Origin of the sequence: Nocardioides faecalis (assembly GCF_018388425.1) — a bacterium.
In the GTDB taxonomy this organism is placed as follows: domain Bacteria; phylum Actinomycetota; class Actinomycetes; order Propionibacteriales; family Nocardioidaceae; genus Nocardioides; species Nocardioides faecalis.
In genome coordinates this window covers 2,954,639-2,976,395 of sequence record NZ_CP074406.1, presented here as the reverse complement: position 1 = coordinate 2,976,395, position 21,757 = coordinate 2,954,639, and the positions used below count along the sequence as shown (strand labels likewise).

Here is a 21,757-nt window from a genome sequence, read left to right as displayed (position 1 = left end):
GTCCCCGGGACACCGGTCTCAGCGACTCAGCGCTGCTGCTGGCTCATCCCCATCCGGGCCAGCACGGCGTTCTCCAGCACCTGCACGAGGTTGTAGAGCACCAGGGTGATCGCGGTGATGATCGCCACCGAGGCCCACAGGTCGTTGAACTTCGCGGCGGCGCTGAACTTCTGGATCGACCCGCCGATGCCCTGGCCGGTGGAGAGCCACTCCGCGAGCAGCGCGCCGGTGACGGCGCCGGGCACGGAGACCCGCGCGGCCGCGAACAGCGACGGCAGCGCGCCGGGGATGGAGACCTTGCGCAGCGCGGTGGCGTTGGAGCCGCCGTACACCCGGACCAGGTCGAGGCTCTCCTTGCTGGCCCGGCTCAGGCCGAACAGCGCGGAGGCCAGCGCCGGGAAGAGCACCACGATGCTGCCGATGACCGCCACCGAGGTGCTCGACCCGCGACCGGTGATCAGGATGATGACCGGAGAGATCGACACCAGCGGCACGCTGCGCAGCAGCAGTGCCAGCGGCATCACACCGGCCTCGACGGTCTTGGACAGCGAGAACAGCACGGCCAGCAGCACGGCCACGCTCATCCCGACCACGAACCCGAGTGCGGAGTCCCTCAGCGTCTGCTCGGCCAGGGGCCACAGCGCGGCGCGGTGGTCGGCGGCCAGCCTGCCGGGCTCGGCACCCGGCTCGTCGACGAACAGGTAGCGGAAGACGTCGAGCGGTCCCTTCGCGACGTACGGCGAGACACCGGCCAGGCTGACCACGGCCTGCCACAGCGCGAGGACGATCGCGATCGTCAGCAACGCCGTCAGCAGGGAGCGGCCGATGGTGCGGCTCATGCGGCGCTCCGTCCCGCCACCCAGGGGGTGACCAGCCGGGCCACGAGCCCGAAGAGCAGGTAGCCGACGAGCGCGACCAGCGCGCACAGCAGGAAGACCGCCCAGACCCGAACCGAGTCGAGCTGGCCCTGCAGCCGGATCAGGGTGATGCCGACGCTGCGGTCGGTGGCGCCCATGTACTCGCCGAGCACCGCGCCGAGCAGCGAGGTGGGCACGGCGATCTGCAGTGCGTTGAGGATCGCCGGCAGGGCTGCGATCAGCCGCACCTTGGTGAGCTGGCGCAGCCGGCCGCCGCCGTAGACCCGGACCACGTCCAGGCTGGCCTTGTCCGCGGCCTTGAACCCGAGCAGGGCGCCGACGACGGTGGTGAAGAAGACCGACAGCGCGGCCAGGAAGACCGCGGTCTTGGACGGGTCGCCGGGCACGGGTGCGCCGCCGAGGGCGACGATCGCGATGCCACCGACCGCGACGATGGGCAGGCAGTAGGTGACGACGGCGATCTGTACGACGACCGTCTCCAACCAGGGCAGCAGCAGCACCGTGGCGGCCAGCGCCAGGGCCAGCCCGTTGCCCCAGGCGAACCCGATCGCGGCCTCCTCGATGGTGACCGAGAAGAAGCCCCAGTAGGCGGAGAACCCGTCGTCGAGGATCTGCTTGCCCACCGCCAGCGGGGAGGGCACCGGGTCGTAGGTGATGCCCTCGTCAGGGGTGAACGCCAGCGCCGAGAACAGCCACCACGCCACGAGCAGCCCGGCGCAGCCGAGCAGCGTGGCCAGCCAGCTGGGCATCGAGCGGCCGCTCACGACCCGGCGCCCAGGGCTGGAGTGCTCACGACTCGGCTCACGACTCGGTGTCCACGCGGCCGTCGGCGCCGAAGAGGATCTCGGCGGCGGTGTCGACCAGCGCGTGGAACTCCGGGGTGCGCATCATCTCCGGGGTGCGCGGGCGGGGCAGGTCGACGTCGATGATCGCCTTGATCCGACCCGGTCGCGCCGACATCACCGCGACCTGGTCGGAGAGGAAGATCGCCTCGGAGATGCCGTGGGTGACCAGCAGCGTCGTGGCCGGCTTCTCCGTCCAGATCCGCAGCAGCTCCAGGTTCAGGTTCTGCCGGGTCATGTCGTCCAGTGCCCCGAACGGCTCGTCGAGCAGCAGCACCGAGGGCTTCAACGCCAGCGCACGGGCGATCGAGACCCGCTGCCGCATGCCCCCGGAGAGCTGTGCGGGCCGGGCGTTCTCGAAGCCGCGCAGGCCGACGAGGTCGATGAGCTCGTCGATGTAGGCCTTGTCGACGTCACGGCCGGAGACCTCGAAGGGCAGCCGGATGTTCTTGGTGACGCTGCGCCACGGCAGCAGGGCATGGTCCTGGAACGCGATGCCGAGCTCGCTGCCCTTGCGCAGCTCGGCCGGGGTCTTCCCGTCGACCAGGGCGGTGCCCGAGGTGGGGTGCTCCAGGTCGGCCAGGATCCGCAGGATCGTGGACTTGCCGCACCCCGAGGGGCCGAGCAGGGCCAGGAACGAGCCCTGCTCGGTGTGCAGGTCGGCGCCGTCGAGGGCGGTGACCGTGCGGCGCCGTCCGGTGGAGAACGTCTTGGTGAGGCCGGTGACACCGATGCCGGTGCCCGGACCCTGCGGGGTCCGGGCACCGACGTCCGTGGCACCCGTGGCGTGGTGGGTGTCCATGATCAGGGCAGGTAGTCCTTGAGCTCCGGGGACTCGGCGTAGATCTCGTCGAGGATGCTGGTGTCGAAGAGGTCGTCGGCGCCGAGCTTCCAGCCGGCCGCCTCGAGCGAGGCCATCGTCTGCTTCTTGAGCTCATCCGAGATGGTGAACAGGCCGTTCTCCTCGGTCTCCTCGGTGGAGATGAGCAGCTTCTGCGCGTCCAGACCCATCTCGGTCTTCTTCGGGTCGAGCGCGCCGAAGACCTTCTCCAGGCCCTCGGCGTTGTCCGAGGCCGCCTTGTTGTAGTACTTCGTGATCAGCGAGACGGTGTCGGCGTTGGAGTTCTTGAAGACCTCGGTCCAGCCCTTGATCTCGGCGATCAGGAAGTCCTTGAGCAGCTCGCGGTTCTCGGCCAGGTACTGGTCGGTGACGGAGAACGTCTCCGCGACGTACGGCACGCCGTTGTCGGCGTACGGCAGGTTGGTGACCTCGTTGCCGGCCAGCTCGACGGTCAGCGCCTCGTTGGTCAGGTAGGCCATGAAGCCGTCGACGGTGCCCTCCATCAGCGGGGTCGGGTCGAAGTCGACCGGGACGACCTCCACCTCGGACTTGTCGATGCCGTTGGCCTTGAGGATCGCCTCGAACACGCTGGCGTTGGAGTCCTGGACACCGATCTTCTTGCCCTTGAGGTCCGCAGGCTTCTCGATGTTCCCGCCGTCCTTCAAGGAGAGGATCGTGAAGGGGTTCTTCTGGAACGTCGCGCCGATGATCTTCAGCGGCGCGTCCTCGTTCGCGATCGCCGCGCCGATCGACGCGGCGTCGCTGATGGCGACCTGCACGGTGCCGCTGAGGAGCTTGGCGACGCCGGTGTCGGGGCCCGAGATGCCGACGACCTCGCTGAAGCCTGCGTCGGCGTAGTAGCCCTTCTCCTCGGCGTAGAACTCGCCGGCGAACTCCTCGTTCTTGATCCAGGAGTACTGGACGCTGATCTTGCCGTGGTCGCCGCCGCCCTCCTTCGCCGTACCGTCGCTGTCGCCGCAGGCGGCGAGGCCGAGCATGCCGATCGTGGTGGCCACCAGGGTGGCGGCGAGCCGGCGGGCGCGCCGCCGGGGGGACGAAGAGGTCATCGGTGCTTCTCCTGCACTTTCACTGGACGTGGGATCGGTCCGAGACGCAACGGCGGTTGCTGGAGAAGGACGCTATGAGACCAGCGTTTCAGCGCCGGGTCACTTCATTTCGCTCCGGTTAATTCCGCGCGGGCGCTGCCGAAGCACCCTGGAACCGGCCTACCGTGAGCGTGATGAGCACCGAATCGAGCGCAGTGACCCCCGCCGGCCGGCCGGGCCCTACCGAGCGTCGGGGAACGCCCCCGACAGCGGTGGCGGAGCGTGCCGCGGTGGTCACGGTCAACGGTGCGCCGCGCCCGCTGCTCGGCGCCGAGCCGCCGGTCACCGCGCTCGACTGGCTGCGCGGTCTCGGGCTGAGCGGGGCCAAGGAGGGGTGCGCGGAGGGGGAGTGCGGCGCCTGCGCGGTGCTGCTCGCCCGCCCCGGCCTCGACACGGCGACGGAGTGGACAGCGCTCAACGCCTGTCTGCTGCCCGCGGCCGCGCTCGGCGGGCAGGAGGTGCTCACCGCCGAAGGGCTCGGCCGGACCGACGCCCTGCACCCGGTGCAGGCAGAGCTCGCCGTACGCGGCGGCTCGCAGTGCGGCTACTGCACCCCCGGCTTCGTGTGCGCCATGGCGGCGGAGTACTACCGGCCCGGCCGTGAGAGGTTCGACCACCACGCACTGTCCGGCAACCTGTGCCGCTGCACCGGCTACCGGCCCATCCTCGAGGCCGCCGACGCGCTCGGCGCCGCCGAGGAGACCGATCCGCTGGCCGCCCGGCGCCACCACGAGGCCCCGGTGTCGCTGCCCGCCCGGCACGGCGCCTGGGTGCGGCCCGCCGACCTGGCCGAGGCGCTCGAGCTGCTCGCCGAGCCCGGCGCCGTGCCCGTGGCCGGCGCCACCGACCTGGGGGTGGCAGCCAACCTGCACGGCGCGCGCCCCGCGCTGCTGGTCGCCGTCGACCGGCTGCCCGAGCTGCGCGAGCTGTCGTTGCCGCAGCGGACTGAGGAGCCCGTCGTGCTCGGCGCGGCGTGGAGCCTGAGCGAGCTGGAACGTCGTACGACGGGCGGGGCCGAGGTCCTCGACCTGCTGCACGCCGTCTACCCCCAGTTCGCCTCCCGACTGATCCGCAACAGCGCCACCATCGGCGGCAACCTCGGCACCGGCTCCCCGGTCGGCGACCTGGCGCCCGCGCTGCTCGCGCTCGACGCCGAGGTCGTGCTGGTGGGCGCCGGCGGCGAGCGCACCGTCGCCCTGACCGACTACTTCACCGGCTACCGCCAGAGCGTGCGCCGGCCCGGCGAGCTGATCCGCGCGGTCCGGATCCCGGCACCCGCCGACTTCGGCGGCCACGCGCCGCAACGGCTCGTGGGCTTCCACAAGATCGCCAAGCGCCGCTACGACGACATCTCCTCCGTCGCGATCGCGCTCGTGGTGCACCTCAGCGACGGTCTGGTCACCCACGCCGCGATCGGGCTCGGCGGCGTCGCGGCCACCCCGCTGCGGGCCCACGCCACCGAGGAGGCGCTGCTCGGACGGCCGTGGGACGCCGCGACCCGGCGGGCGGCCTCCGCGGTGCTGGCTGCCGAGGGCACCCCGCTCGACGACCACCGGGCCAGCGCGGCCTACCGGCGCGCGATGCTGGGCCAGGCGTTGCACCGGTTCCACGCCGAGCACGCCCCGGCCGGATCTTCCGCCGGCGAGCAGAGCGGGGGTGCCGCATGAGCGGCCTGCCGCGGCCCGCGGGACGACCCGCGATCGGCGACCCCCGGCCGCACGAGGCGGCCGCCGCGCACGTCACCGGACGTGCGCTCTACACCGACGACGTCGCGCTGCGCACCCACGGCGTGCTGCACGCCCACCCGGTGCAGGCGCCGCACGCGCACGCCCGGGTGACCCGGCTGGACCCCGCGCCGGCGCTGCAGGTGCCCGGCGTGGTGCGGGTGCTCACCGCAGCCGACGTGCCCGGCGTCAACGACGCCGGCATCAAGCACGACGAGCCGCTCTTCCCGACCGAGGTGATGTTCCACGGCCACGCCGTCGCCTGGGTGCTGGGGGAGACGCTGGAGGCCGCCCGGCTCGGGGCGTCCGCGGTCGAGGTCGACTACACCCCGCTGCCCGCGATCCTCACCCTCGACGAGGCGATCGCGGCCGAGAGCTTCCAGGGCGCGCGCCCCCGCCTGGAGCGTGGCGACGTCGACGCCGGGTTCGCCGCCAGCGCCCACGTCCTCGAAGGCAGCTTCGAGATGGCCGGCCAGGAGCACTTCTACCTGGAGACGCATGCCTCGCTGGCCCGCGTGGACGACGACGGCCAGGTGTTCATCGACGCCAGCACCCAGCACCCCTCCGAGACGCAGGAGATCGTCGCGCACGTCCTCGGCTTGGCCAGCCACCAGGTCACCGTGCAGTGCCTGCGGATGGGCGGTGCCTTTGGCGGCAAGGAGATGCAGCCGCACGGCCTGGCCGCCGTGGCCGCGCTCGGTGCGGTGCTCACCGGCCGCCCGGTCCGTCTCCGGCTGACCCGCGCCCAGGACATGACCATGTCCGGCAAGCGGCACGGTTTCGCGGCCACCTGGCGCGTCGGGCTCGACGCTGAGGGCCGGCTGCAGGCGCTGGAGGCGACGCTGACCTCCGACGGAGGCTGGAGCCTGGACCTCTCCGAGCCGGTGCTCTCACGCGCGATGTGCCACGTCGACAACGCCTACTGGATCCCGCACGTGCGCGTCGACGGCCGCATCGCGCGCACCCACAAGACCTCGCAGACCGCCTTCCGCGGCTTCGGCGGCCCGCAGGGGATGCTCGTGATCGAGGACATCCTGGGACGCGCCGCCGCTGCGCTCGGCATCGATGCCGCCGAGCTGCGCCGGCGCAACCTGTACGGCGAGGAGCAGACCACGCCGTACGGCCAGACGGTGCATGACGTGGGCCGGCTGCACCGGGCCTGGGAGCAGGTGCTCACCTCCGCGTCGTACGACGAGCGGCGCGCTGCGATCACCGCCCACAACGCCGCGCACCCGCACCGCAAGCGGGGCCTGGCGATCACCCCGGTGAAGTTCGGCATCTCGTTCAACTTCACCGCCTTCAACCAGGCCGGGGCGCTGGTGCACGTCTACAAGGACGGCTCAGTGTTGATCAACCACGGCGGCACCGAGATGGGCCAAGGCCTGCACACCAAGATGCTGCAGGTCGCCGCCACTGCGCTCGGGCTGCCGATCGAGCGGGTCCGGCTCGCACCGACGCGCACCGACAAGGTGCCCAACACCTCCGCCACCGCGGCCAGCTCGGGCGCCGACCTCAACGGCGCCGCGATCCGCGACGCCTGCGAGCAGGTGCTCGCCCGGCTCGGCCCGGTCGCCGACCGGCTGCGCGCCGAGACCGGGCAGGAGCCGGCCTGGGCGGAGCTGGTGCGTGCGGCGTACCTGTCCCGGATCCAGCTGTGGGCCGCCGGCTACTACCGCACCCCCGGACTGAGCTGGGACATGGTCGCGATGCGCGGCAACCCGTTCAAGTACTTCGCCTATGGGGTGGCGGCCGCCGAGGTCGAGGTCGACGGGTTCACCGGTGCCTACGAGGTGCGTCGCGTCGACATCGTCCACGACGTCGGCGCCAGCCTGTCTCCGCAGATCGACATCGGTCAGGTCGAGGGCGGCTTCACCCAGGGGCTGGGTTGGCTGACCCTGGAGGACCTGCGCTGGGACACCGGGGACGGCCCGGGACGCGGGCGGCTGGCGACCAACGGTGCGTCGACGTACAAGCTGCCGAGCCTGTCTGAGATGCCTGCGGAGCTGAACGTCGCCCTGCTCGGCCCGGACCCGGAGCCGAGCCGCACCCAGGCCGCCGTCTACGGCTCCAAGGCCGTCGGCGAGCCGCCGGTGATGCTCGCCTTCTCGGCGCGCGAGGCGCTGCGGGACGCGATCGGTGCGTTCGCTGCGACCGGGGGAACCGGGGGCCCGGGCGCACCGGGGTGCGGGCCGGTGGTCGAGCTGGCCTCGCCCGCCACGCCGGAGGCGGTGTGGTGGGCCATCGAGGCGGCGCGCGCCGGCGCGGGCGAGGGTGAGACCGACGACGAGACGAGCACGTCGGAAGTGTCGGGCACGTCGGGGGTGGCCTGAGGTGGACTGGCTGCGGGCGGTGGTGGCGCTGCGGGAGAGCCGCACCCCGGCGGTGCTGGTCACGGTCAGCGAGGTCCGCGGCCACGCGCCGCGGGCGGCCGGCGCCAAGCTGGTGGTCAGCGCCCGGGAGGCCTGGGGCAGCATCGGCGGCGGCAACCTCGAGGAGGTCGCCGTACGACGTGCCCGGGCGCTGCTCGCCGAGGGGGCCACGGCGACGTCCACCGAGCGGCACGACCTGAGCGACCGGGCGCCGGTCGAGCACGGCGTGCAGTGCTGCGGCGGCGCGGTCGCGCTGCTCTACGAGCCGCTGCCGGTGCGCCGCTCGATCGCGATCTTCGGGATGGGCCACGTCGGCCACGAGCTGGCGCTGCTGCTCGGCCGGCACGACGTGGAGCTGCACCTGGTCGACTCCCGCGCCGAGCAGCTCGCCGCCGACCGGGTGGCGCCGCTGCTCACCGGCCCGGCCGACGTGCACGTGCACCGGGTGCCGGTGCTGCCCGAGCTGGTGATCGCCGACCTGCCGCCGGGCACCGACGTCCTCGTGCTGACCCACGACCACGCCGAGGACCTGGCGCTGCTCGACGCGCTGCTGCGCTCCGAGGTCCCGGGATCCATCGGCCTGATCGGCTCGAGCGCCAAGTGGTCCCGCTTCCGCACCAAGCTCGCCGGTCTCGGTCACACCGCTGAGGCCATCGACCGGGTCCGCACCCCGATCGGCGACCCGCGCCTCACCGGGGTGGGCGGCAAGGAGCCCGCCCGCATCGCACTCTCGGTGGCCGTCGAGCTGCTCTCCGACGTACGCGTGCCCGACTGAAGGCTTGGAACGCACCGCTTCCCAAGCAGATTTGTCGTGATTCGGCCCAGAACCGACGAATTCGCTTGGGAAGCGGTGCGTCAGTACGCCGTGCGGGCCGCGTTGGCCAGCCAGGTGTCGAACGGGCGAGCGGCGTCGGGCAGGTCGAGGTGCGCCACCGGCATCGACCACTCCGACCGCGGGGTCTCGAACAGTGCGTAGAAGGCGCTGTCGTCGAAGCCGCCGCGCGCCGCGTCGTGCCGGTCGGCGGCGTAGACGACCCGGTCCAGCCGGGCCCACAGCGAGGCGGAGACGCACAGCGGGCACGGCTCGCAGGAGGTGTAGAGCACGCAGCCGGCGAGGTTGAACGTCTCCAGCTGCCGGCAGGCGTCCCGGATCGCCATCACCTCGGCGTGGGCGGTGGGGTCGAGGTCGCGGGTGACCCGGTTCTGCCCGGTGCCCACCTCGCTGCCCTCGCACACCACCACGGCACCGAACGGCCCACCGCCCTCGGCCACGTTCGCCGTCGCCAGCGCGACCGCCCGCTCCAGCCACTGCGCGTCCTGTTGAGTCATGTCCACCGGTCCTCCGTCCGTTCGCTGTCCGCCGGCGCTCACTCGACCTCGCCGAGCCTCTCGTAGGTCTCACTGATCCGCCGGACCCGGTTGCGTCCGGCGCGGCGCCGCGCCGCGAGCACCTCGTCGGCCAGCACGCTGACCAGCGCCATCGGCGCCGCGTAGCTGTCGAAGGCCAGCTCGTGCTGCAGCGGGCACTCCACCCACACATCCGCGCGGGCGGCGTGGCCGACCGCGGTGGGGTCGCCGAGCAGCACCACCGTCGCGCGGGTCGCCCGGGCCTCGTCGAGGAACGCGCCCAGGTGGGAGGGCCGGCGCCGGAAGCCGACCACGAGCACGACGTCACCACGCCCGAGCCCGACCAGCTCCTCGCCGGTGGTCTGGCCCGGCACGGGGGCGATGCGTACGTCGTCGCGGGCCTGGGCCAGCTGGCCACGCAGGTGCAGCGCCACCGGGTAGCTGTTGCGCCAGCCGGCGACCAGCACCCGATCCGCACCGGCGAGCAGCGCGGCCACCTCGGGCAGGCGGGGATGGGCGACGGCACGCAGGATCGCCCCGTGCTCGGCCGCCGCCAGCGCCTCGGTGTTGGGGGCGCCGTCGACGCGCCGCGGCTCGCCGGTCGAGCGCAGCGTGCGCAGGTGCTCGCGCACCTCGTCGAAGTCCTCGAAACCCAGGCTGCGGAACAGCCGGCTCATCGTCGCCCGCGACACCCCGGCCAGGTCGGCGAGCTCGGCGGCCCGGTAGGTGGCCAGGTCGTCGAGGTGCTCCAGCAGCGTGGCCGCGGCCCGGCGCTCCTGCGGCGTGAGGTCGGGGTGGCGCTCCGCGATCCGCTCGTCGATCCTCACGGCGCCGCCCCGGGGACGACGGTCCCGGAGACGGCGGGCCCGACGTCGTCGGTGCGTTCGGGCACCTCGCCGTCGCGCCAGCGCTGCGCCACGGCGAGCACAGCGTGCTCCAAGGCGTCCAGGCCGCGGGCGACGTCGATCTCGCGCACGCCCTCGTCGGGGTGGTGGCTGATCCCGTCGTGGCAACGCACGAAGAGCATGCCGATGTCGGTGATCGCGGCAATCGCCATCGCGTCGTGCCCAGCCCGGCTCCACAGCCCCATCGGCTCCTCGTCCCCGGTGGCGACGATGCCCTCCACCACGGCCTCCTGGAGCCAGCGGGCGCACGGGGCCGCGGGGGCCTCGTGGGTCTGCACCACGTCGAGGCGCAGCCTGCGTGCGGTGCAGATGCGCTGCAGCTCGGCCTCGATCTCGACCCAGGACGCGTCGCGCTGGGCGTCGGTGGCGGCGCGCAGGTCCAGGCTGAGGTCGGCGCGTCCGGCGATGACGTTCACGGCGCCGGGCTGCACCTCGAGGCGGCCCACGGTGGCGATGGTGCCGGCCGCGCGGGCCAGCCGCTCGATGGCCACGACCATCTCGCTGGCGCCGAGCAGGGCGTCACGACGGCGCTCGTACGGCGTCCCGCCGGCGTGCCGGGCCTCGCCGGTCACCGAGAGCCGGAACCGCCGGGCCCCGGCGATGGTGGTGACGTAGCCGAGCGAGGCGTCGGCCGCCTCCAGGTAGGGGCCCTGCTCGATGTGCGCCTCCAGGTAGCCGACGAGCTCCTCGGGCCGCCGGGCCGCCTCGCCGACCCGGCGCGGGTCGAGCCCGAACTCGCCGAACGCCTGGTGCAGCGTGGTGCCGTCACGGTCGCGCAGGTCCCACCAGTCCTCGTCCCAGGTGCCTGCCACCGCCTGGCTGCCGAGCAGCGCCTTGCCGAAGCGGGCGCCCTCCTCGTCGCTGAACCCGATCACCTCGAGCGCGAACGGCAGCGCGGGCATCCGGCCCTGCGCGACGGCGGCGTCGATCCGCTCCGCGACGGCGATCGCCATCGTCACCCCGAGCATGCCGTCGAAGCTGCCGGCGTCGGGCACGGTGTCGAGGTGCGAGCCGAGCAGCAGGGCCGGCAGCCCCGGCTCGGCGCCCTCGCGCCGCCCGCAGACGTTGCCGGCGGCGTCCTGCCAGGTGGTGAGCCCGGCGCCGCGCAGCCACCGCTCGGCGAGCGCGTTGGCGCGGGCGTGCTCGGGGGTCAGGTGGGCGCGCTCCAGCCAGGTGGGGGAGGCGGAGATGGTGTCCAGCTCGGTGCAGCGCGCCAGCACGGTCTCGGCAGTGGTCATGCCAGCACCCCGTCCGGTGCCCCGTGCGCCAGGCCGTCCGCCGCCCGGTCCGCGTCCCGGTAGCTCTCCTGCGCGGCGGTGACGCCGCCCCCGGCGGGCACCGCGACGCCGACGGCGCGCAACGCGTGCTCGAGCGCGGCGAGGGTGGTCAGCACGGCGTCCTTGCGAGCGTTGTAGCCCATCGTGCCGATCCGCCAGACCTTGCTGTGCAACGGGCCGAAGGAGGTGCCGATCTCGATGCCGAAGTCCTCCAGCAGGCTGGCCCGTACGGCGTCGCCGCCGGCCGGGCCGAGCTTCTCGGGGATCTCCACGGCGACCACGTTGTTCATCTTGTGCGCGGTGTCGCCGAAGACGCCCAGCCCCAGGCCCCGCACGCCGGCGAGCATCGCCGCCCCGTGCCGGGCGTGCCGGGCCACGGCGGCGTCCATGCCCTCGGCCAGCAGCAGCCGCGCGCACTCGCGTGCGGCGTAGAGCATGGACGTGGCCTCGGTGTGGTGGTTGAGCCGGCGCGGGCCCCAGTAGTCCATCACCATCGCGAGGTCGAAGTAGTTGCTGGCGATGACCCGCCCTGCCGTCTCCTCGTCCGCCGCCTCGTCGTCGGGCTCGCGCAGGCCGGCCTCGACGTGGCGGCGGCCCTCGACGACCGCGACGGCCCGCGGCGACAGCGTGACCGGGGCGCTGCCCGAGGGTCCGCCCAGGCACTTCTGCAGGCCGGCGGTGACCACGTCCAGCCCCCACGCGTCGGTGCGGAACTCGTTGCCGCCCAGCGAGGCGGTGGCGTCGCAGTAGAACAGCACGTCGTGCTCGGCGCAGATCGCGCCGATCTCGGCCAGCGGCTGGCACATCGTGGTCGACGTGTCGCCCTGGACCAGGGCCAGCACCTTCGGCCGCACCCGGCGTACGGCGTCGGCGACCCGGTCGGCGGTGAACACCTCGCCCCACGGCACCTCGATGGTGTGCACCTCGGCGCCGCAGCGCCCCGCGATCTCGGTGAGCAGGTGCCCGAACCGCCCGAAGACCGGCACCAGCACCCGGTCGCCGGGCTCGATCAGGGAGACCAGCGCGGCCTCGATGCCGGCCCGCGCGGTGCCGTCGACGAGGAACGTCTGCTCGTTGCCGGTGGCGAAGACGTCGCGATAGAGCGCCATCACCTCGTTCATCGTGGCCGTCATGAACGGGTCGAACTGGCCCACCAGCGGCGCCGCCATCGCCCGCAGCACGCGGGGGTCGACGCTGATCGGCCCCGGTCCCATCAGCAGCCGCGGCGGGGGAGCGATCTCCCCGAGCGGCGGGCCCGGCGGTGGTGGGGCGTCCATGGCGATCACCTCGTCCTCTCCAGCAGCCGTCCGGCCGGCGGCACCGGCTCGTCCGAGGAATGTGGTCCGTTCGGGAGGCCGGCGACGACCCGGCCGCGCACCAGCGTGTGGGTGACGGAGGCGGACAGCGCCATGCCGTCGTAGGCGGAGATCGGGTTGCGGTGCGCCAGGTGTTCGGCGGCCACCGTCAGCGGCGCCGCGGTGTCGTGCACGAGGAGGTCGGCGTCGGCGCCCACCTCGATCCGCCCCTTGGTGTCCAGGCCGATGAGGTCGGCGGTGCTGCGCGACATCCAGGCGCTGACCTGCTCGATGCCGATACCGCGGCGTCCCGCCTCCTGCGCGACGGCGGCGAACGAGACCTGCAGGCCGGAGATGCCGCCCCAGGCCTGCTGCAGGTCGCCGTCGCCGGCGCACTTCATCTGCGCGGTGGCCGGCGAGTGGTCGCTGACGACCATGTCGATCACCCCCGAGGTCAGGCCGTCCCACAGGGCGTCGCGGTTGCCCTCGTCGCGGATCGGCGGGCAGCACTTGAAGGCGGGGGCAGCGTCCGGGATCTGCTCGGCGGCGAAGCACAGGTAGTGCGGGCAGGTCTCCACGCTGACCCGCACCCCGTCGCCGCGGGCCGCGGCGAGCCGGTCCAGCGCCCGGGCCGAGGACAGGTGCAGCACGTGCACCCGGGCACCGGTGGCGGCGGCGCCGTCGAGCAGCCGGTCGATCGCGGCGGTCTCCGCCTCGGGCGGGCGGCTGAGCAGGAAGTCGGCGTAGGCGCGGCTCGGCGGGTGCGGCGCCGCGTCCAGCACGTCGGCGTCCTCGGCGTGCACGATCAGCAGACCGTCGAACGCCGCGACCTCGGCGAGCGCGGCCCGCAGCCCGGCCTCGTCCAGGGCCGGGAACTCCTCCACGCCGCTGGGGGCCAGGAAGCACTTGAAGCCGAACACGCCGGCCTCCCACAGCTCCTCCAGCCGACCCAGGCTCTCAGGCACGGCGCCGCCCCAGAACCCCACGTCGACCGACACCTGGTCGCGGGCCACCTCCTGCTTGGCGCGCAGGGCCGCGACCGACGTGGTCGCGGGCAGGGAGTTCAGCGGCATGTCGACCAGCGTGGTCACCCCGCCCAGCGCCGCGGCCCGGGTGGCGGTGGCGAACCCCTCCCACTCGGTGCGTCCCGGCTCGTTGACGTGCACGTGGGTGTCCACCACACCGGGCAGCACGCAGGCGGTGTCCGGCACGAGGAGCACGTCAGCGCCCGCCGCCACCCCGGCGTCGTACGACGTCACAGCGGTGATCCGCCCCGCCTCGATGTGCACCGTGGCCGGTCGCAGCGCTCCGTCCACCAGCACGCGGCGCCCGGCGACGGCCCGCACATCCTGTCCGCCGGTGCGGTGCCGCGCCACCCTCATCCGCCGATCCCCGCCCAGGCCCGGGGCTCCTCGGCGCCGGTGCGGCTGAGCGTGGCGGAGATCAGGCCGTAGGGGCGGTCGGCGGCGACGAAGACCTCGCCGGGGTTGTCCATCGCGAAGGGGGAGAGGTCGACCAGGAAGTGGTGCTTGTTGGGGCAGCTGATCCGGATCTGGTCGATCTCGGGGACCGCGTCGAGTGCGGCGCTGGCCATCGCGTGGATGGTCTGCTGCAGCGCGAGGCTGTGGGTGTGGGCGAAGGCGTCGAGCAGCGCGGTGCGCACCCGCTCGTGGCAGTCGTCGTAGGCCAGGCCCTGCCCGGAGCCGGCGTAGCGCCAGGTGGCAGTGACGCTGGTGGCCAGGATCCGGTCGTCGGTCTCGGGCAGCGTGGTGAACTCGTCGCGCGGGAAGCCGTGGAACTCGCTGCCGGTGCTCTTGAGCACCACCAGGTCCCGCACGCCGGCCAGCACGTACGTGTCCTCGCCCCAGGTCTGCACCCAGGCGGTGCGGGTGGCCTCGCCGGTGCGCACGAAGGAGTGTCCGTTGCCCAGCCGTGCCCAGCCGGCCTGCTCGGCGCCGAACCAGGTGCCGGTGACCCACGGCTGCGTCCGCCAGTGCGCCGCCAGGTGCAGCAGCAGCTCCTCGGGGCTGCTCACGCCGTGCTTGCGGGCGAGTGCGAAGACGGTGTTCTTCTGGGTGTCGGTGGCGTGCACGTGCGTGTTGTCGCCGTCGGTGTACGCCGCGGCGAAGTCGCCGCGCAGCTGCGTGGTCACGTTCAGGTCGTGCAGCACGTGCTGCTCCGCGGCGCTACCGGTGCGCTCCACCGTCACCAGTCGGCACTCCGCCTTGCCGTGCTGCAGGTCGGAGAGCACGTACTCCTGGGCCATGACCGGGGTCTGGGCGGCGGTGCGGTCGTCGGTCGTCTCGGCCATCAGCTGCCTCGGTAGGTGGTGTAGGAGAACGGGCTGAGCAGCACCGCGACGTGGTAGTGCTCGTCGGCGGTCACGGCGAACGCCACCGAGACCTCGGGATAGAGCGTCGCCCGGTCCTGGTCGGCGAACCACTCACCGGTGCCGAGCACCAGGCGGTGCGGCCCGGGCGGCAACACGGCGTCGAAGCGGACCCGGCCGTCGGCGTCGGTGACGGCGGTGGCGACCGCGTGCCCGGCGGCGTCGGTCAGCTCGACGTCGAGGCCGGCGGCGGGACGCCCGAGCGCGGCGTCCAGCACGTGGGTGGAGCAGGTGCTCATCGCGGGCCTCCGACGGTGGCGGGGTCGAGGTCCAGCAGGTCGACCAGCCGCAGCACCGCGATCTCGCCGAGCTGCTCGCGGGTGACGGCCAGCTCGGTGGCCTCGTCGTTGTCCAGCCGCTGCTCCAGCAGTGCGAGCAGCTCGGCGCCGGTGCGGCCCTTGGCGCGCACCAGGTAGATCCGGCCGAAGCGCTCCTCGTAGGCGAGGTTGCCGGCGCGCAACCGCTCGGCCAGCTCGGTGTCGCGCGCATCCACCCCGGCCTGCTCGCGTGCCGAGTGCGCCGCGCCCGCCTCGGAGCCGGCCGGCCGCTCACCGATCCGCGGGTGGTCGGCGAGCGCGCCGAGGACCTCGGCGGACGTCCAGGCGGAGGCATGGGCGCGGGCGAGGTCGAGCAGCGCGCCGGCGTCGCGGTAGGGCCGGCCGCCGAGCAGGGCCGCCACCCAGGAGTCGATGTCCACGCAGGCGCGGAGCGCGGCGGCGAGCTCCTCGGCGTCGAGGTCGTTCAGGTCGTCGATCCGCACGCTTCCTCCTGCCGGGGCCCTCTGACGCTGCTGAAACTAGATCCTCCATGTGAAGGGCGAGCGAAACAATCGTTTCAGCGCCATTACGAGTGCTCGGCGATGACGAGCTGCCCGGCAACTGGCGGGCTGCCCGCGGCTCAGCGCAGCGAGTCCGGGCGCATCGCGAACACCCAGCGCAGGTGCGGGTGCTCGGTCACCGACCACAGTGCCCCGGTCTCCGGCCACCACACCAGGTCCTCGGGGCCCGGCGGGGTCGCCCAGCGGTGCTCGCGGAAGGCCCCGGGACGCCCGACGTAGGCCGAGCCCGGCTTCGGGCCGCGCGAGCGGGTCAGGAAGTAGGTGCCCCCACCCACCTCGCCCGCCCTGACGTCGTCCCCGATCACGGCCACGCCCTGCATCCGGGTCACGCCCCGGTCGTCGACCTCGGCGACCGCGCGTCCGGACTCGTCCAGCACCGGCAGCCCGGAGGTGGCGTCGAGGGCGAACCGGGCGAACCGCCGAGTCTGCCGCGGCGAGCCGTACTCACCGACCAGCAGGCTCGGCTGGTCCCCGCTGCGGTCGAGGGTGAAGAAGGAGAACCGCAGCCGCTCGACGCCCTCGGGGTGCCCAACGCGGTGCGCGAGCCGCACTGGCAGCACGTAGCGGTGCCCGAAGGTCTCGTACGGCGAGTGCTCCGGCAGGCGCAGCAGGTCGGCGGTGCGGCAGGTGAAGAACCCGCGCCCCGTCGCCGCCACGTGCAGGTGCTCGCCGTGCCACACGATCCCGCCGGCGTGCGCCCGCAGCGGCTGCAGCCCCGGGCGGCCGTCGTTCAGCGTGGGGAGGACCAGCAGCACGTGGTCGTAGCGGCGTCGTCGTACGTCGACCAGGCTGATCCGGGACCCGGCGCGCACGTTGCCGCGCGGCTTGGCGTACCAGGAGGTGGCGAGCACGTCGTGCCCGTGCTCGGCGGCGATGCCGGTGTGGGCCGAGGTGGTGATGCCCTGGGGCCACCACTGCTGGTCGCGGCGATCCGGTGTCTCCCAGGTGTAGGCGCTGCTGACCTTGAGCCCGAGCAGCCGCGGGTGCGGTGCGAAGGTGCGCCGCAGCCGCCGGTCGAGTGCCGCCAGCGCGCCGGCCGCCCCTACCCGCTCGCCGCCGAGGGCCAGCACGTCCGCGGTGAGCGCGGCGATCTCCGCGGCGTTCTCCTCGGTGCGGGTCAGGTGCAGTCCGGGCACCTCGGTGACGGTAGCGCGGGGCGGAAGCCGCTTTTTCTGCGCGCGGGTGCAGGTGCGGGAGAATGGCGGGGTGAGGGGGATCTTCTTCGAGGAGGAGCACGCGCGGGCCGCGGCGCTCGCGTTGGTGCGCGGTGGCTACGAGGCCGAGGTCCTCCGGGAGCGGCTGGCCGGCGAGGACGACGACGCCGACCACCCCTGGGCGGTCCTCACCGACGCCCCCGAGATCCAGCTCGACATGCTCGTCGAGATGTACGACGGCTGGCTGGACTACGACGACGCCCCCGACGCCCCCGACGCTGCCGACGCACCCGCACCGCCCGCGCCGACCCGGGCCGGGTTCGTGCTCCCGCTGCCCAGCGAGCCGCGTCGGATCAAGCGCCCCGGTTCCTGACCCCGCATCACCGCTTCGGGTTCACCAGGTGCACGGGCCGGGGGCTCAGGTGGTGCCGCAGGCGAACGGCAGGTCGAGCGTGAACAGTGCGCGCACCATGTACCGCCGGTCCCCGAAGCCGGTGCGCACGACGGTGGCGGCGCCGTCGCTGTCCACCTTCGTATCGATCTCGGACAGGGACGCATGGTCGGCGAGGCCGGCCCGCAGCGCGTCCGCGTCGGCGGTGGCCGCCTCGTCGTCGGCGAGGACCCGGATCACCCGGCTGTCGGCGTCCGTCGGCACGAACAGGCCGAACGCGCCGGGCCGGCCCAGCGCCTCGCGCGTCGCCTCACCCGTCGCCTCACCCGTCGCCTCACCCGTTGCACCGTCGTCACCCAGGCGCGCCGGGCCGCAGGTCTGCTCGCCCTCGCCGGCCAGGAACACGTACTCCAGGCCGTCGAGGTCGTCGACGCGCTCGAGCAGCTCGTCGAAGTCGTCGGCGTCGGCGGCGGAGTCGGCGTCGTCGTGCACCGTCTTCAGCGCGGCGGTGACGTTGCCGGTGACGACGAGGCGCTCGTCGGGCACCAGCGCGGTGGTGCCCATCAGAGCGACCGGGTAGCGATCGCCGGCCATCGTGCCGTTCGCCTCCTTCAGCCCGATGGAGAGCACGACGTCGTCACCCTGTGCGGCGCCCTCGCGCTCGCGGCTGAACCCGGCGTCGAGCATGTCCTTCTCGATCGCGTCGAAGTCGGCGTCCTCGTCCAGCTTCCACACCCGGTACGGCGCGCCGCCGGCGAACGCCTCGACCTCCCACTCCACGTCGAAGTCGCTGAACGCGGCGCCCTGCATCGTCCGGGTGTAGTCGGCCAGCTTGGTGCCGTAGGCCTCGTCGACGGCGTCCTCGGCCCACCGGTCCAGCTCGGCGTCACCAGCACCGGTCTCGAGGTCGAGGTCGAGGCGGTCGGCGGCCGCCGCCCGGTCGACGAAGGTGACGGTGCTGGCCCCTGCGGGCACGTGCTCCAGCGCCTCCTCCAACCGGCTGCCGCCGTCGAGCAGGCTGCAGCCGGACACGCCGGCGAGCCCGGCGCAGGAGAGCAGCAGCGCGACGCCACTGCGGGTGGCACGGCCGCGAGTGCTCAGGGTGAGGATCCGCCCGATCGATGCAGACATGGCGTGCATCATTACGCTCGGGAGCATGAGCCAAACCCCTGCGCATCGGTTGCTCCTCGTGCACGCGCACCCCGACGACGAGTCGATCGGCCAGGGCGCGACCATGGCCAAGTACGCCGCCGAGGGCCGCGGCGTCACCCTGGTCACCTGCACCGGCGGGGAGATGGGCGAGATCCTGGTGCCCGAGCTGGAGCACCTCGCCGCCGACCGCGAGGACGGCCTCGGCCCGCACCGCCGCGGTGAGCTGGCCGACGCGATGGCCTGTCTCGGTGTCACCGACCACCGCTTCCTCGGCGGCTTCGGCACCTACCGCGACTCCGGGATGAAGTGGCACCCCGACGGCCACGCGATCCCCGCCGACGACATCCACGACAACGCGTTCTGGAACGCCGACCTCACCGAGGCGGCCACCCACCTGGTTGCGGTGATCCGCGAGGTCCGCCCGCAGGTGCTCATCACCTACGACGAGTTCGGCGGCTACGGCCACCCCGACCACATCCAGGCCCACCGGGTCGCGATGTACGGCGCCCAGCTGGCCGCCGCGCCGTCGTACCGCCGCGACCTGGGCGAGGCGTGGGCGATCTCGAAGATCTACTGGGGCGCGATGTCGGAGAGCCGCACCCGCGAGGGCCTGCGCGCACTGCGCGACGCCGGAGACACCACCACCTTCGAGGGAATGGACCCCGACGGCCCGCTGCCGCAGTTCTTCCGCTCGGACGAGGACATCGACTGCGAGGTCGACGCCACGCCGTACCTGGAGCGCAAGCTGGACGCGCTGCGCGCCCACGCCACCCAGATCACCACCGACGGCCCGTTCTTCGCGCTGTCGAACAACATGGGCTCCCAGGCGTTCGCCCGCGAGCAGTATCGGCTGGTCCAGGGCGTGCGCGGCGAGGTCGACCCGGCCACGGGATGGGAGACCGACCTCTTCGCCGGCATTCCCGCGGGGTGAGCACCGCACCCGCCGGACCCGCACGGCCTGCACGGCCTGCCCGACCCGCCCGCTGGGGGCTGCGCGCCGTGGCCGTGGCGCCGTGCCTGCTGCTCGGCGCCGCGGTGTCGCTGGCCACGGTGGCGCTGCACGACTACCTGTGGGGCCTGGCGCTGGGCCTGGCCGCGACCATCGCCACGCTCGCCGCGCTGCCGCCGGGCTGGTGGGCGCGGCTGCCTTTCGCGCTGGGCTGGGTGGCGATGGTCGCGGTGCTGACACCGGAGCGCCGCGAGGGTGACCTGGTGGTCTCCAACGACGTCGCGGGCTACCTGCTGCTGGGCGCGGCGGCCGTCGTCCTCGCCGCCGGCGTCGCCTCGACGACGCGCCCGCGCCGCCGCAACGATGCGGCCAGCCCTGACCGTGCTACTTAGGATGACGCGCGTGAGTGCCAGCAAGCCGCCGAAGCAGCCGAAGCCGACGGCCAAGCCGACGCCGAAGCCGAAGTCGCAGCCGAAGTCACAGCAGAAGTCACAGCCGAAGTCACAGCCGAAGTCCGAGCGTCCGGGAGGACGCGCGGTCGTCGCTGTCGTGGTGGCGCTCGTGGTGCTCGTCACGGGCGGCTACGCCGCCGCCTGGGCGGTGGCCGGAGACAAGGTCCCGCTCGGCACCACCATCTCGGGCGTCGACGTGGGCGGACTGAGCCGCGACGAGGCGGTCGCCCGCCTCGCGGAGGTCTTCGAGGACCGCACCGGGAAGCCGATCGAGGTCACCGTCGCCAAGTCCGGCTCCTCGCGGGACCGCTCGGCGAAGGTGGACCCCGCCGACGTCGGGATGCAGGTCGACCTCATCGCCTCCGTGGACGCCGCCGGGGCCGGCGCCAGCTGGCACCCGCGCCGGCAGTGGGACTACTTCACCGCCGGTGACGACGTCGACGCGGTGGTCACCGTCGACGAGGAGCGGTTGGCGGCCAAGCTCGACGAGATCTCCGAGGGCCTCGGCACCCCGCCCAAGGACGGCACCGTCGTCTTCTCCGGCGACGGCGTGCAGACCACGAAGCCTGCTCCGGGCGTCGCGGTGGACCGCGACGCCGCCCGGGTCGCGCTGACCGACGCCTTCCTCGCCGGCGAGGACTCCGTGGAGCTGCAGGTCGGCCCGGCCGAGCCGGACATCGACACCGAGGACGTGGCCGAGGCCGTCGAGACCTTCGCCAACCCGGCGATGGCGAACCCCGTGGTGCTGGTCTTCGGCAAGAACGACGTGCGGCTGCGCCCCCGCGACTACGCGCCGGCGTTGTCGATGAAGCCTCAGGACGGCCGCCTGGTGCCCGAGGTCGACACCAAGGTGCTGACCAGGCTCGTCGAGGACGCCACCAGCGCCGGCAAGCCCGTCGACGCCAGCGTCCGGCTGGTCCGGGGCAAGCCGAAGGTCGTGCCCGCCAAGCCCGGCGTCACCTTCGACCCCGCCGAGGTCACCCGGGTCTTCACCGGGCTGCTCACCGCGCCGAAGGACGCCCGGCGCGCCGAGGTCGCCGCGAAGGTCACCGACGCCGCGTTCACCACCGACGACGCCAAGGCGCTCAAGATCACCGAGAAGGTCTCGGAGTTCCAGACCTTCTACCCGCACGCGGACTACCGCAACGTCAACATCGGCCGCGCCGCGGAGCTGATCGACGGCACCCTGCTCAAGCCCGGTGAGGAGTTCTCCCTGAACAAGACCGTGGGGGAGCGCACCGCCGAGAACGGGTTCACCTCCGGCTACATCATCAGCAACGGCATCCTGCGCAAGGACCTCGGCGGCGGCGTCTCGCAGATGGCCACCACCGTGTTCAACGCGATGTTCTTCGCCGGTCTCGAGGACGTGCAGCACAAGCCGCACTCCTTCTACATCGACCGCTACCCGGTGGGCCGCGAGGCCACCGTGGCCTGGCCGACCGTCGACCTGCGGTTCCGCAACAACACGCCGTACGGCGTCCTGGTCAGCGCGAAGGTGAAGCCGAGCAGCTACTCCTCCCAGGGCGTGGTGACGGTGCAGATGTGGTCCACCAAGATCTGGGACATCGAGTCGGTCACCTCCGAGCGCTACGCGTTCAAGCCGCCGGCCACCCGCACCCTGGACACCCCCGACTGCGAGCCGTTCACCGGCTACTCGGGCTTCCAGGTCGACGTCACCCGGGTCTTCCGCAAGGCAGGTTCCGCGCAGGTCGAGCGCCGCGAGAAGTTCCACACCGTCTACACCCCGGCCGACACCGTGCGCTGCGAGAAGCCCGAGGCGAAGCCGAAGCCGAAGCCGGACGCCGATCCTGCGGAGTGAGCCCTGCGTCACGGTGATCCGGCCTGCCG

General features: G+C 73.2%; 21 protein-coding genes. 7 read left to right on the top strand and 14 right to left on the bottom strand.

All coding sequences use genetic code 11. The features are described 5' to 3' along the window. Positions 1 to 26: 26 nt before the first annotated feature. From KG111_RS13955 to KG111_RS13940, 4 genes are read right to left on the bottom strand one after another with little or no spacing between them, the layout of a single operon-like run. Positions 27 to 839, bottom strand: coding sequence for an ABC transporter permease (locus KG111_RS13955; RefSeq protein ID WP_205290899.1), 813 nt, complete (start codon positions 837 to 839; stop codon positions 27 to 29). Continuing rightward, positions 836 to 1,642: an ABC transporter permease gene (locus KG111_RS13950; protein ID WP_249666143.1), complete on the bottom strand. Its 807-nt coding sequence runs from the start codon at positions 1,640 to 1,642 to the stop codon at positions 836 to 838. The genes KG111_RS13955 and KG111_RS13950 overlap by 4 nt, the downstream gene beginning before the upstream one ends. Positions 1,643 to 1,679: 37 nt before the next feature. After that, complete coding sequence (locus tag KG111_RS13945) at positions 1,680 to 2,522, bottom strand: ABC transporter ATP-binding protein (protein ID WP_205290898.1); 843 nt, start codon at positions 2,520 to 2,522, stop codon at positions 1,680 to 1,682. Between the two features lie 2 nt (positions 2,523 to 2,524). Next, positions 2,525 to 3,628: an ABC transporter substrate-binding protein gene (locus tag KG111_RS13940; RefSeq protein ID WP_240195541.1), complete on the bottom strand. Its 1,104-nt coding sequence runs from the start codon at positions 3,626 to 3,628 to the stop codon at positions 2,525 to 2,527. 173 nt (positions 3,629 to 3,801) lie between these two features. Between KG111_RS13940 and KG111_RS13935 the strand changes: the two genes are divergently transcribed. The 3 genes from KG111_RS13935 to xdhC are packed head-to-tail and all read left to right on the top strand — an operon-like array spanning position 3,802 to position 8,535. After that, entirely contained in the window at positions 3,802 to 5,334 is a 1,533-nt protein-coding gene (locus KG111_RS13935) for a xanthine dehydrogenase small subunit (RefSeq protein ID WP_205290897.1), read from the top strand. After that, positions 5,331 to 7,721 carry a xanthine dehydrogenase molybdopterin binding subunit gene (xdhB, locus tag KG111_RS13930; protein WP_205290896.1) on the top strand — a complete coding sequence of 797 codons (2,391 nt, stop codon included), beginning with the start codon at positions 5,331 to 5,333 and terminating at the stop codon, positions 7,719 to 7,721. The genes KG111_RS13935 and xdhB overlap by 4 nt, the downstream gene beginning before the upstream one ends. Before the next feature lies 1 nt (position 7,722). Then, entirely contained in the window at positions 7,723 to 8,535 is an 813-nt protein-coding gene (gene xdhC, locus KG111_RS13925) for a xanthine dehydrogenase accessory protein XdhC (RefSeq protein ID WP_205290895.1), read from the top strand. Positions 8,536 to 8,615: 80 nt separating this feature from the next. Here xdhC and KG111_RS13920 read toward each other — a convergent pair whose 3' ends face one another. The 9 genes from KG111_RS13920 to KG111_RS13880 form a co-directional block, all read right to left on the bottom strand. After that, on the bottom strand, positions 8,616 to 9,089 hold the full coding sequence (locus KG111_RS13920; RefSeq protein ID WP_205290894.1) for a nucleoside deaminase: 474 nt from the start codon (positions 9,087 to 9,089) through the stop codon (positions 8,616 to 8,618). Between the two features lie 38 nt (positions 9,090 to 9,127). After that, a complete protein-coding gene (locus tag KG111_RS13915) occupies positions 9,128 to 9,934 on the bottom strand; it encodes a MurR/RpiR family transcriptional regulator (protein WP_249666142.1) in 807 nt (268 codons plus the stop codon). Continuing rightward, a complete protein-coding gene (locus tag KG111_RS13910; RefSeq protein ID WP_205290893.1) occupies positions 9,931 to 11,250 on the bottom strand; it encodes an allantoate amidohydrolase in 1,320 nt (439 codons plus the stop codon). The genes KG111_RS13915 and KG111_RS13910 overlap by 4 nt, the downstream gene beginning before the upstream one ends. Next, entirely contained in the window at positions 11,247 to 12,566 is a 1,320-nt protein-coding gene (locus tag KG111_RS13905; protein WP_240195540.1) for a pyridoxal-phosphate-dependent aminotransferase family protein, read from the bottom strand. Before KG111_RS13905 ends, KG111_RS13910 begins: the two co-directional genes overlap by 4 nt. 5 nt (positions 12,567 to 12,571) lie before the next feature. After that, on the bottom strand, positions 12,572 to 13,966 hold the full coding sequence (gene allB / locus KG111_RS13900; protein ID WP_205290892.1) for an allantoinase AllB: 1,395 nt from the start codon (positions 13,964 to 13,966) through the stop codon (positions 12,572 to 12,574). Continuing rightward, entirely contained in the window at positions 13,963 to 14,895 is a 933-nt protein-coding gene (gene pucL, locus KG111_RS13895; protein WP_240195539.1) for a factor-independent urate hydroxylase, read from the bottom strand. The genes allB and pucL overlap by 4 nt, the downstream gene beginning before the upstream one ends. Then, on the bottom strand, positions 14,895 to 15,212 hold the full coding sequence (uraH, locus tag KG111_RS13890; RefSeq protein ID WP_205290891.1) for a hydroxyisourate hydrolase: 318 nt from the start codon (positions 15,210 to 15,212) through the stop codon (positions 14,895 to 14,897). The genes pucL and uraH overlap by 1 nt, the downstream gene beginning before the upstream one ends. After that, positions 15,209 to 15,733 carry a 2-oxo-4-hydroxy-4-carboxy-5-ureidoimidazoline decarboxylase gene (gene uraD / locus KG111_RS13885; protein ID WP_205290890.1) on the bottom strand — a complete coding sequence of 175 codons (525 nt, stop codon included), beginning with the start codon at positions 15,731 to 15,733 and terminating at the stop codon, positions 15,209 to 15,211. Before uraD ends, uraH begins: the two co-directional genes overlap by 4 nt. A gap of 137 nt (positions 15,734 to 15,870) precedes the next feature. Next, the gene (locus KG111_RS13880) at positions 15,871 to 16,947 is read right to left on the bottom strand and encodes a hypothetical protein (RefSeq protein ID WP_205290889.1); all 1,077 of its coding nucleotides are present in this window, start codon (positions 16,945 to 16,947) and stop codon (positions 15,871 to 15,873) included. Between the two features lie 70 nt (positions 16,948 to 17,017). On the opposite strand from KG111_RS13880, the gene KG111_RS13875 reads away from it, so the two are divergent. Then, the gene (locus tag KG111_RS13875) at positions 17,018 to 17,338 is read left to right on the top strand and encodes a hypothetical protein (protein WP_205290888.1); all 321 of its coding nucleotides are present in this window, start codon (positions 17,018 to 17,020) and stop codon (positions 17,336 to 17,338) included. A gap of 45 nt (positions 17,339 to 17,383) precedes the next feature. Here KG111_RS13875 and KG111_RS13870 read toward each other — a convergent pair whose 3' ends face one another. Next, the gene (locus tag KG111_RS13870; RefSeq protein ID WP_205290887.1) at positions 17,384 to 18,487 is read right to left on the bottom strand and encodes a hypothetical protein; all 1,104 of its coding nucleotides are present in this window, start codon (positions 18,485 to 18,487) and stop codon (positions 17,384 to 17,386) included. Between the two features lie 25 nt (positions 18,488 to 18,512). On the opposite strand from KG111_RS13870, the gene mshB reads away from it, so the two are divergent. Genes mshB through KG111_RS13855 form a run of 3 tightly spaced genes read left to right on the top strand, consistent with a single transcriptional unit; the run spans position 18,513 to position 21,728 of the window. Continuing rightward, positions 18,513 to 19,439: an N-acetyl-1-D-myo-inositol-2-amino-2-deoxy-alpha-D-glucopyranoside deacetylase gene (gene mshB, locus KG111_RS13865; protein ID WP_205290886.1), complete on the top strand. Its 927-nt coding sequence runs from the start codon at positions 18,513 to 18,515 to the stop codon at positions 19,437 to 19,439. Next, on the top strand, positions 19,436 to 19,849 hold the full coding sequence (locus KG111_RS13860) for a hypothetical protein (protein ID WP_205290885.1): 414 nt from the start codon (positions 19,436 to 19,438) through the stop codon (positions 19,847 to 19,849). Before mshB ends, KG111_RS13860 begins: the two co-directional genes overlap by 4 nt. Positions 19,850 to 19,859: 10 nt before the next feature. Then, the gene (locus KG111_RS13855; RefSeq protein ID WP_205290884.1) at positions 19,860 to 21,728 is read left to right on the top strand and encodes a VanW family protein; all 1,869 of its coding nucleotides are present in this window, start codon (positions 19,860 to 19,862) and stop codon (positions 21,726 to 21,728) included. The last annotated feature ends 29 nt before the right edge of the window (positions 21,729 to 21,757 follow it).

Coding starts and splice junctions, on each gene's coding strand:
- KG111_RS13955 (WP_205290899.1), bottom strand. CDS start 839: ATGAGCCGCACCATCGGCCGCTCCCTGCTGACGGCGTTGCTGACGATC.
- KG111_RS13945 (WP_205290898.1), bottom strand. CDS start 2,522: ATGGACACCCACCACGCCACGGGTGCCACGGACGTCGGTGCCCGGACC.
- KG111_RS13940 (WP_240195541.1), bottom strand. CDS start 3,628: ATGACCTCTTCGTCCCCCCGGCGGCGCGCCCGCCGGCTCGCCGCCACC.
- KG111_RS13935 (WP_205290897.1), top strand. CDS start 3,802: ATGAGCACCGAATCGAGCGCAGTGACCCCCGCCGGCCGGCCGGGCCCT.
- xdhB (WP_205290896.1), top strand. CDS start 5,331: ATGAGCGGCCTGCCGCGGCCCGCGGGACGACCCGCGATCGGCGACCCC.
- KG111_RS13920 (WP_205290894.1), bottom strand. CDS start 9,089: ATGACTCAACAGGACGCGCAGTGGCTGGAGCGGGCGGTCGCGCTGGCG.
- KG111_RS13910 (WP_205290893.1), bottom strand. CDS start 11,250: ATGACCACTGCCGAGACCGTGCTGGCGCGCTGCACCGAGCTGGACACC.
- KG111_RS13905 (WP_240195540.1), bottom strand. CDS start 12,566: ATGGACGCCCCACCACCGCCGGGCCCGCCGCTCGGGGAGATCGCTCCC.
- allB (WP_205290892.1), bottom strand. CDS start 13,966: ATGAGGGTGGCGCGGCACCGCACCGGCGGACAGGATGTGCGGGCCGTC.
- pucL (WP_240195539.1), bottom strand. CDS start 14,895: ATGGCCGAGACGACCGACGACCGCACCGCCGCCCAGACCCCGGTCATG.
- uraH (WP_205290891.1), bottom strand. CDS start 15,212: ATGAGCACCTGCTCCACCCACGTGCTGGACGCCGCGCTCGGGCGTCCC.
- KG111_RS13870 (WP_205290887.1), bottom strand. CDS start 18,487: ATGTCTGCATCGATCGGGCGGATCCTCACCCTGAGCACTCGCGGCCGT.
- mshB (WP_205290886.1), top strand. CDS start 18,513: ATGAGCCAAACCCCTGCGCATCGGTTGCTCCTCGTGCACGCGCACCCC.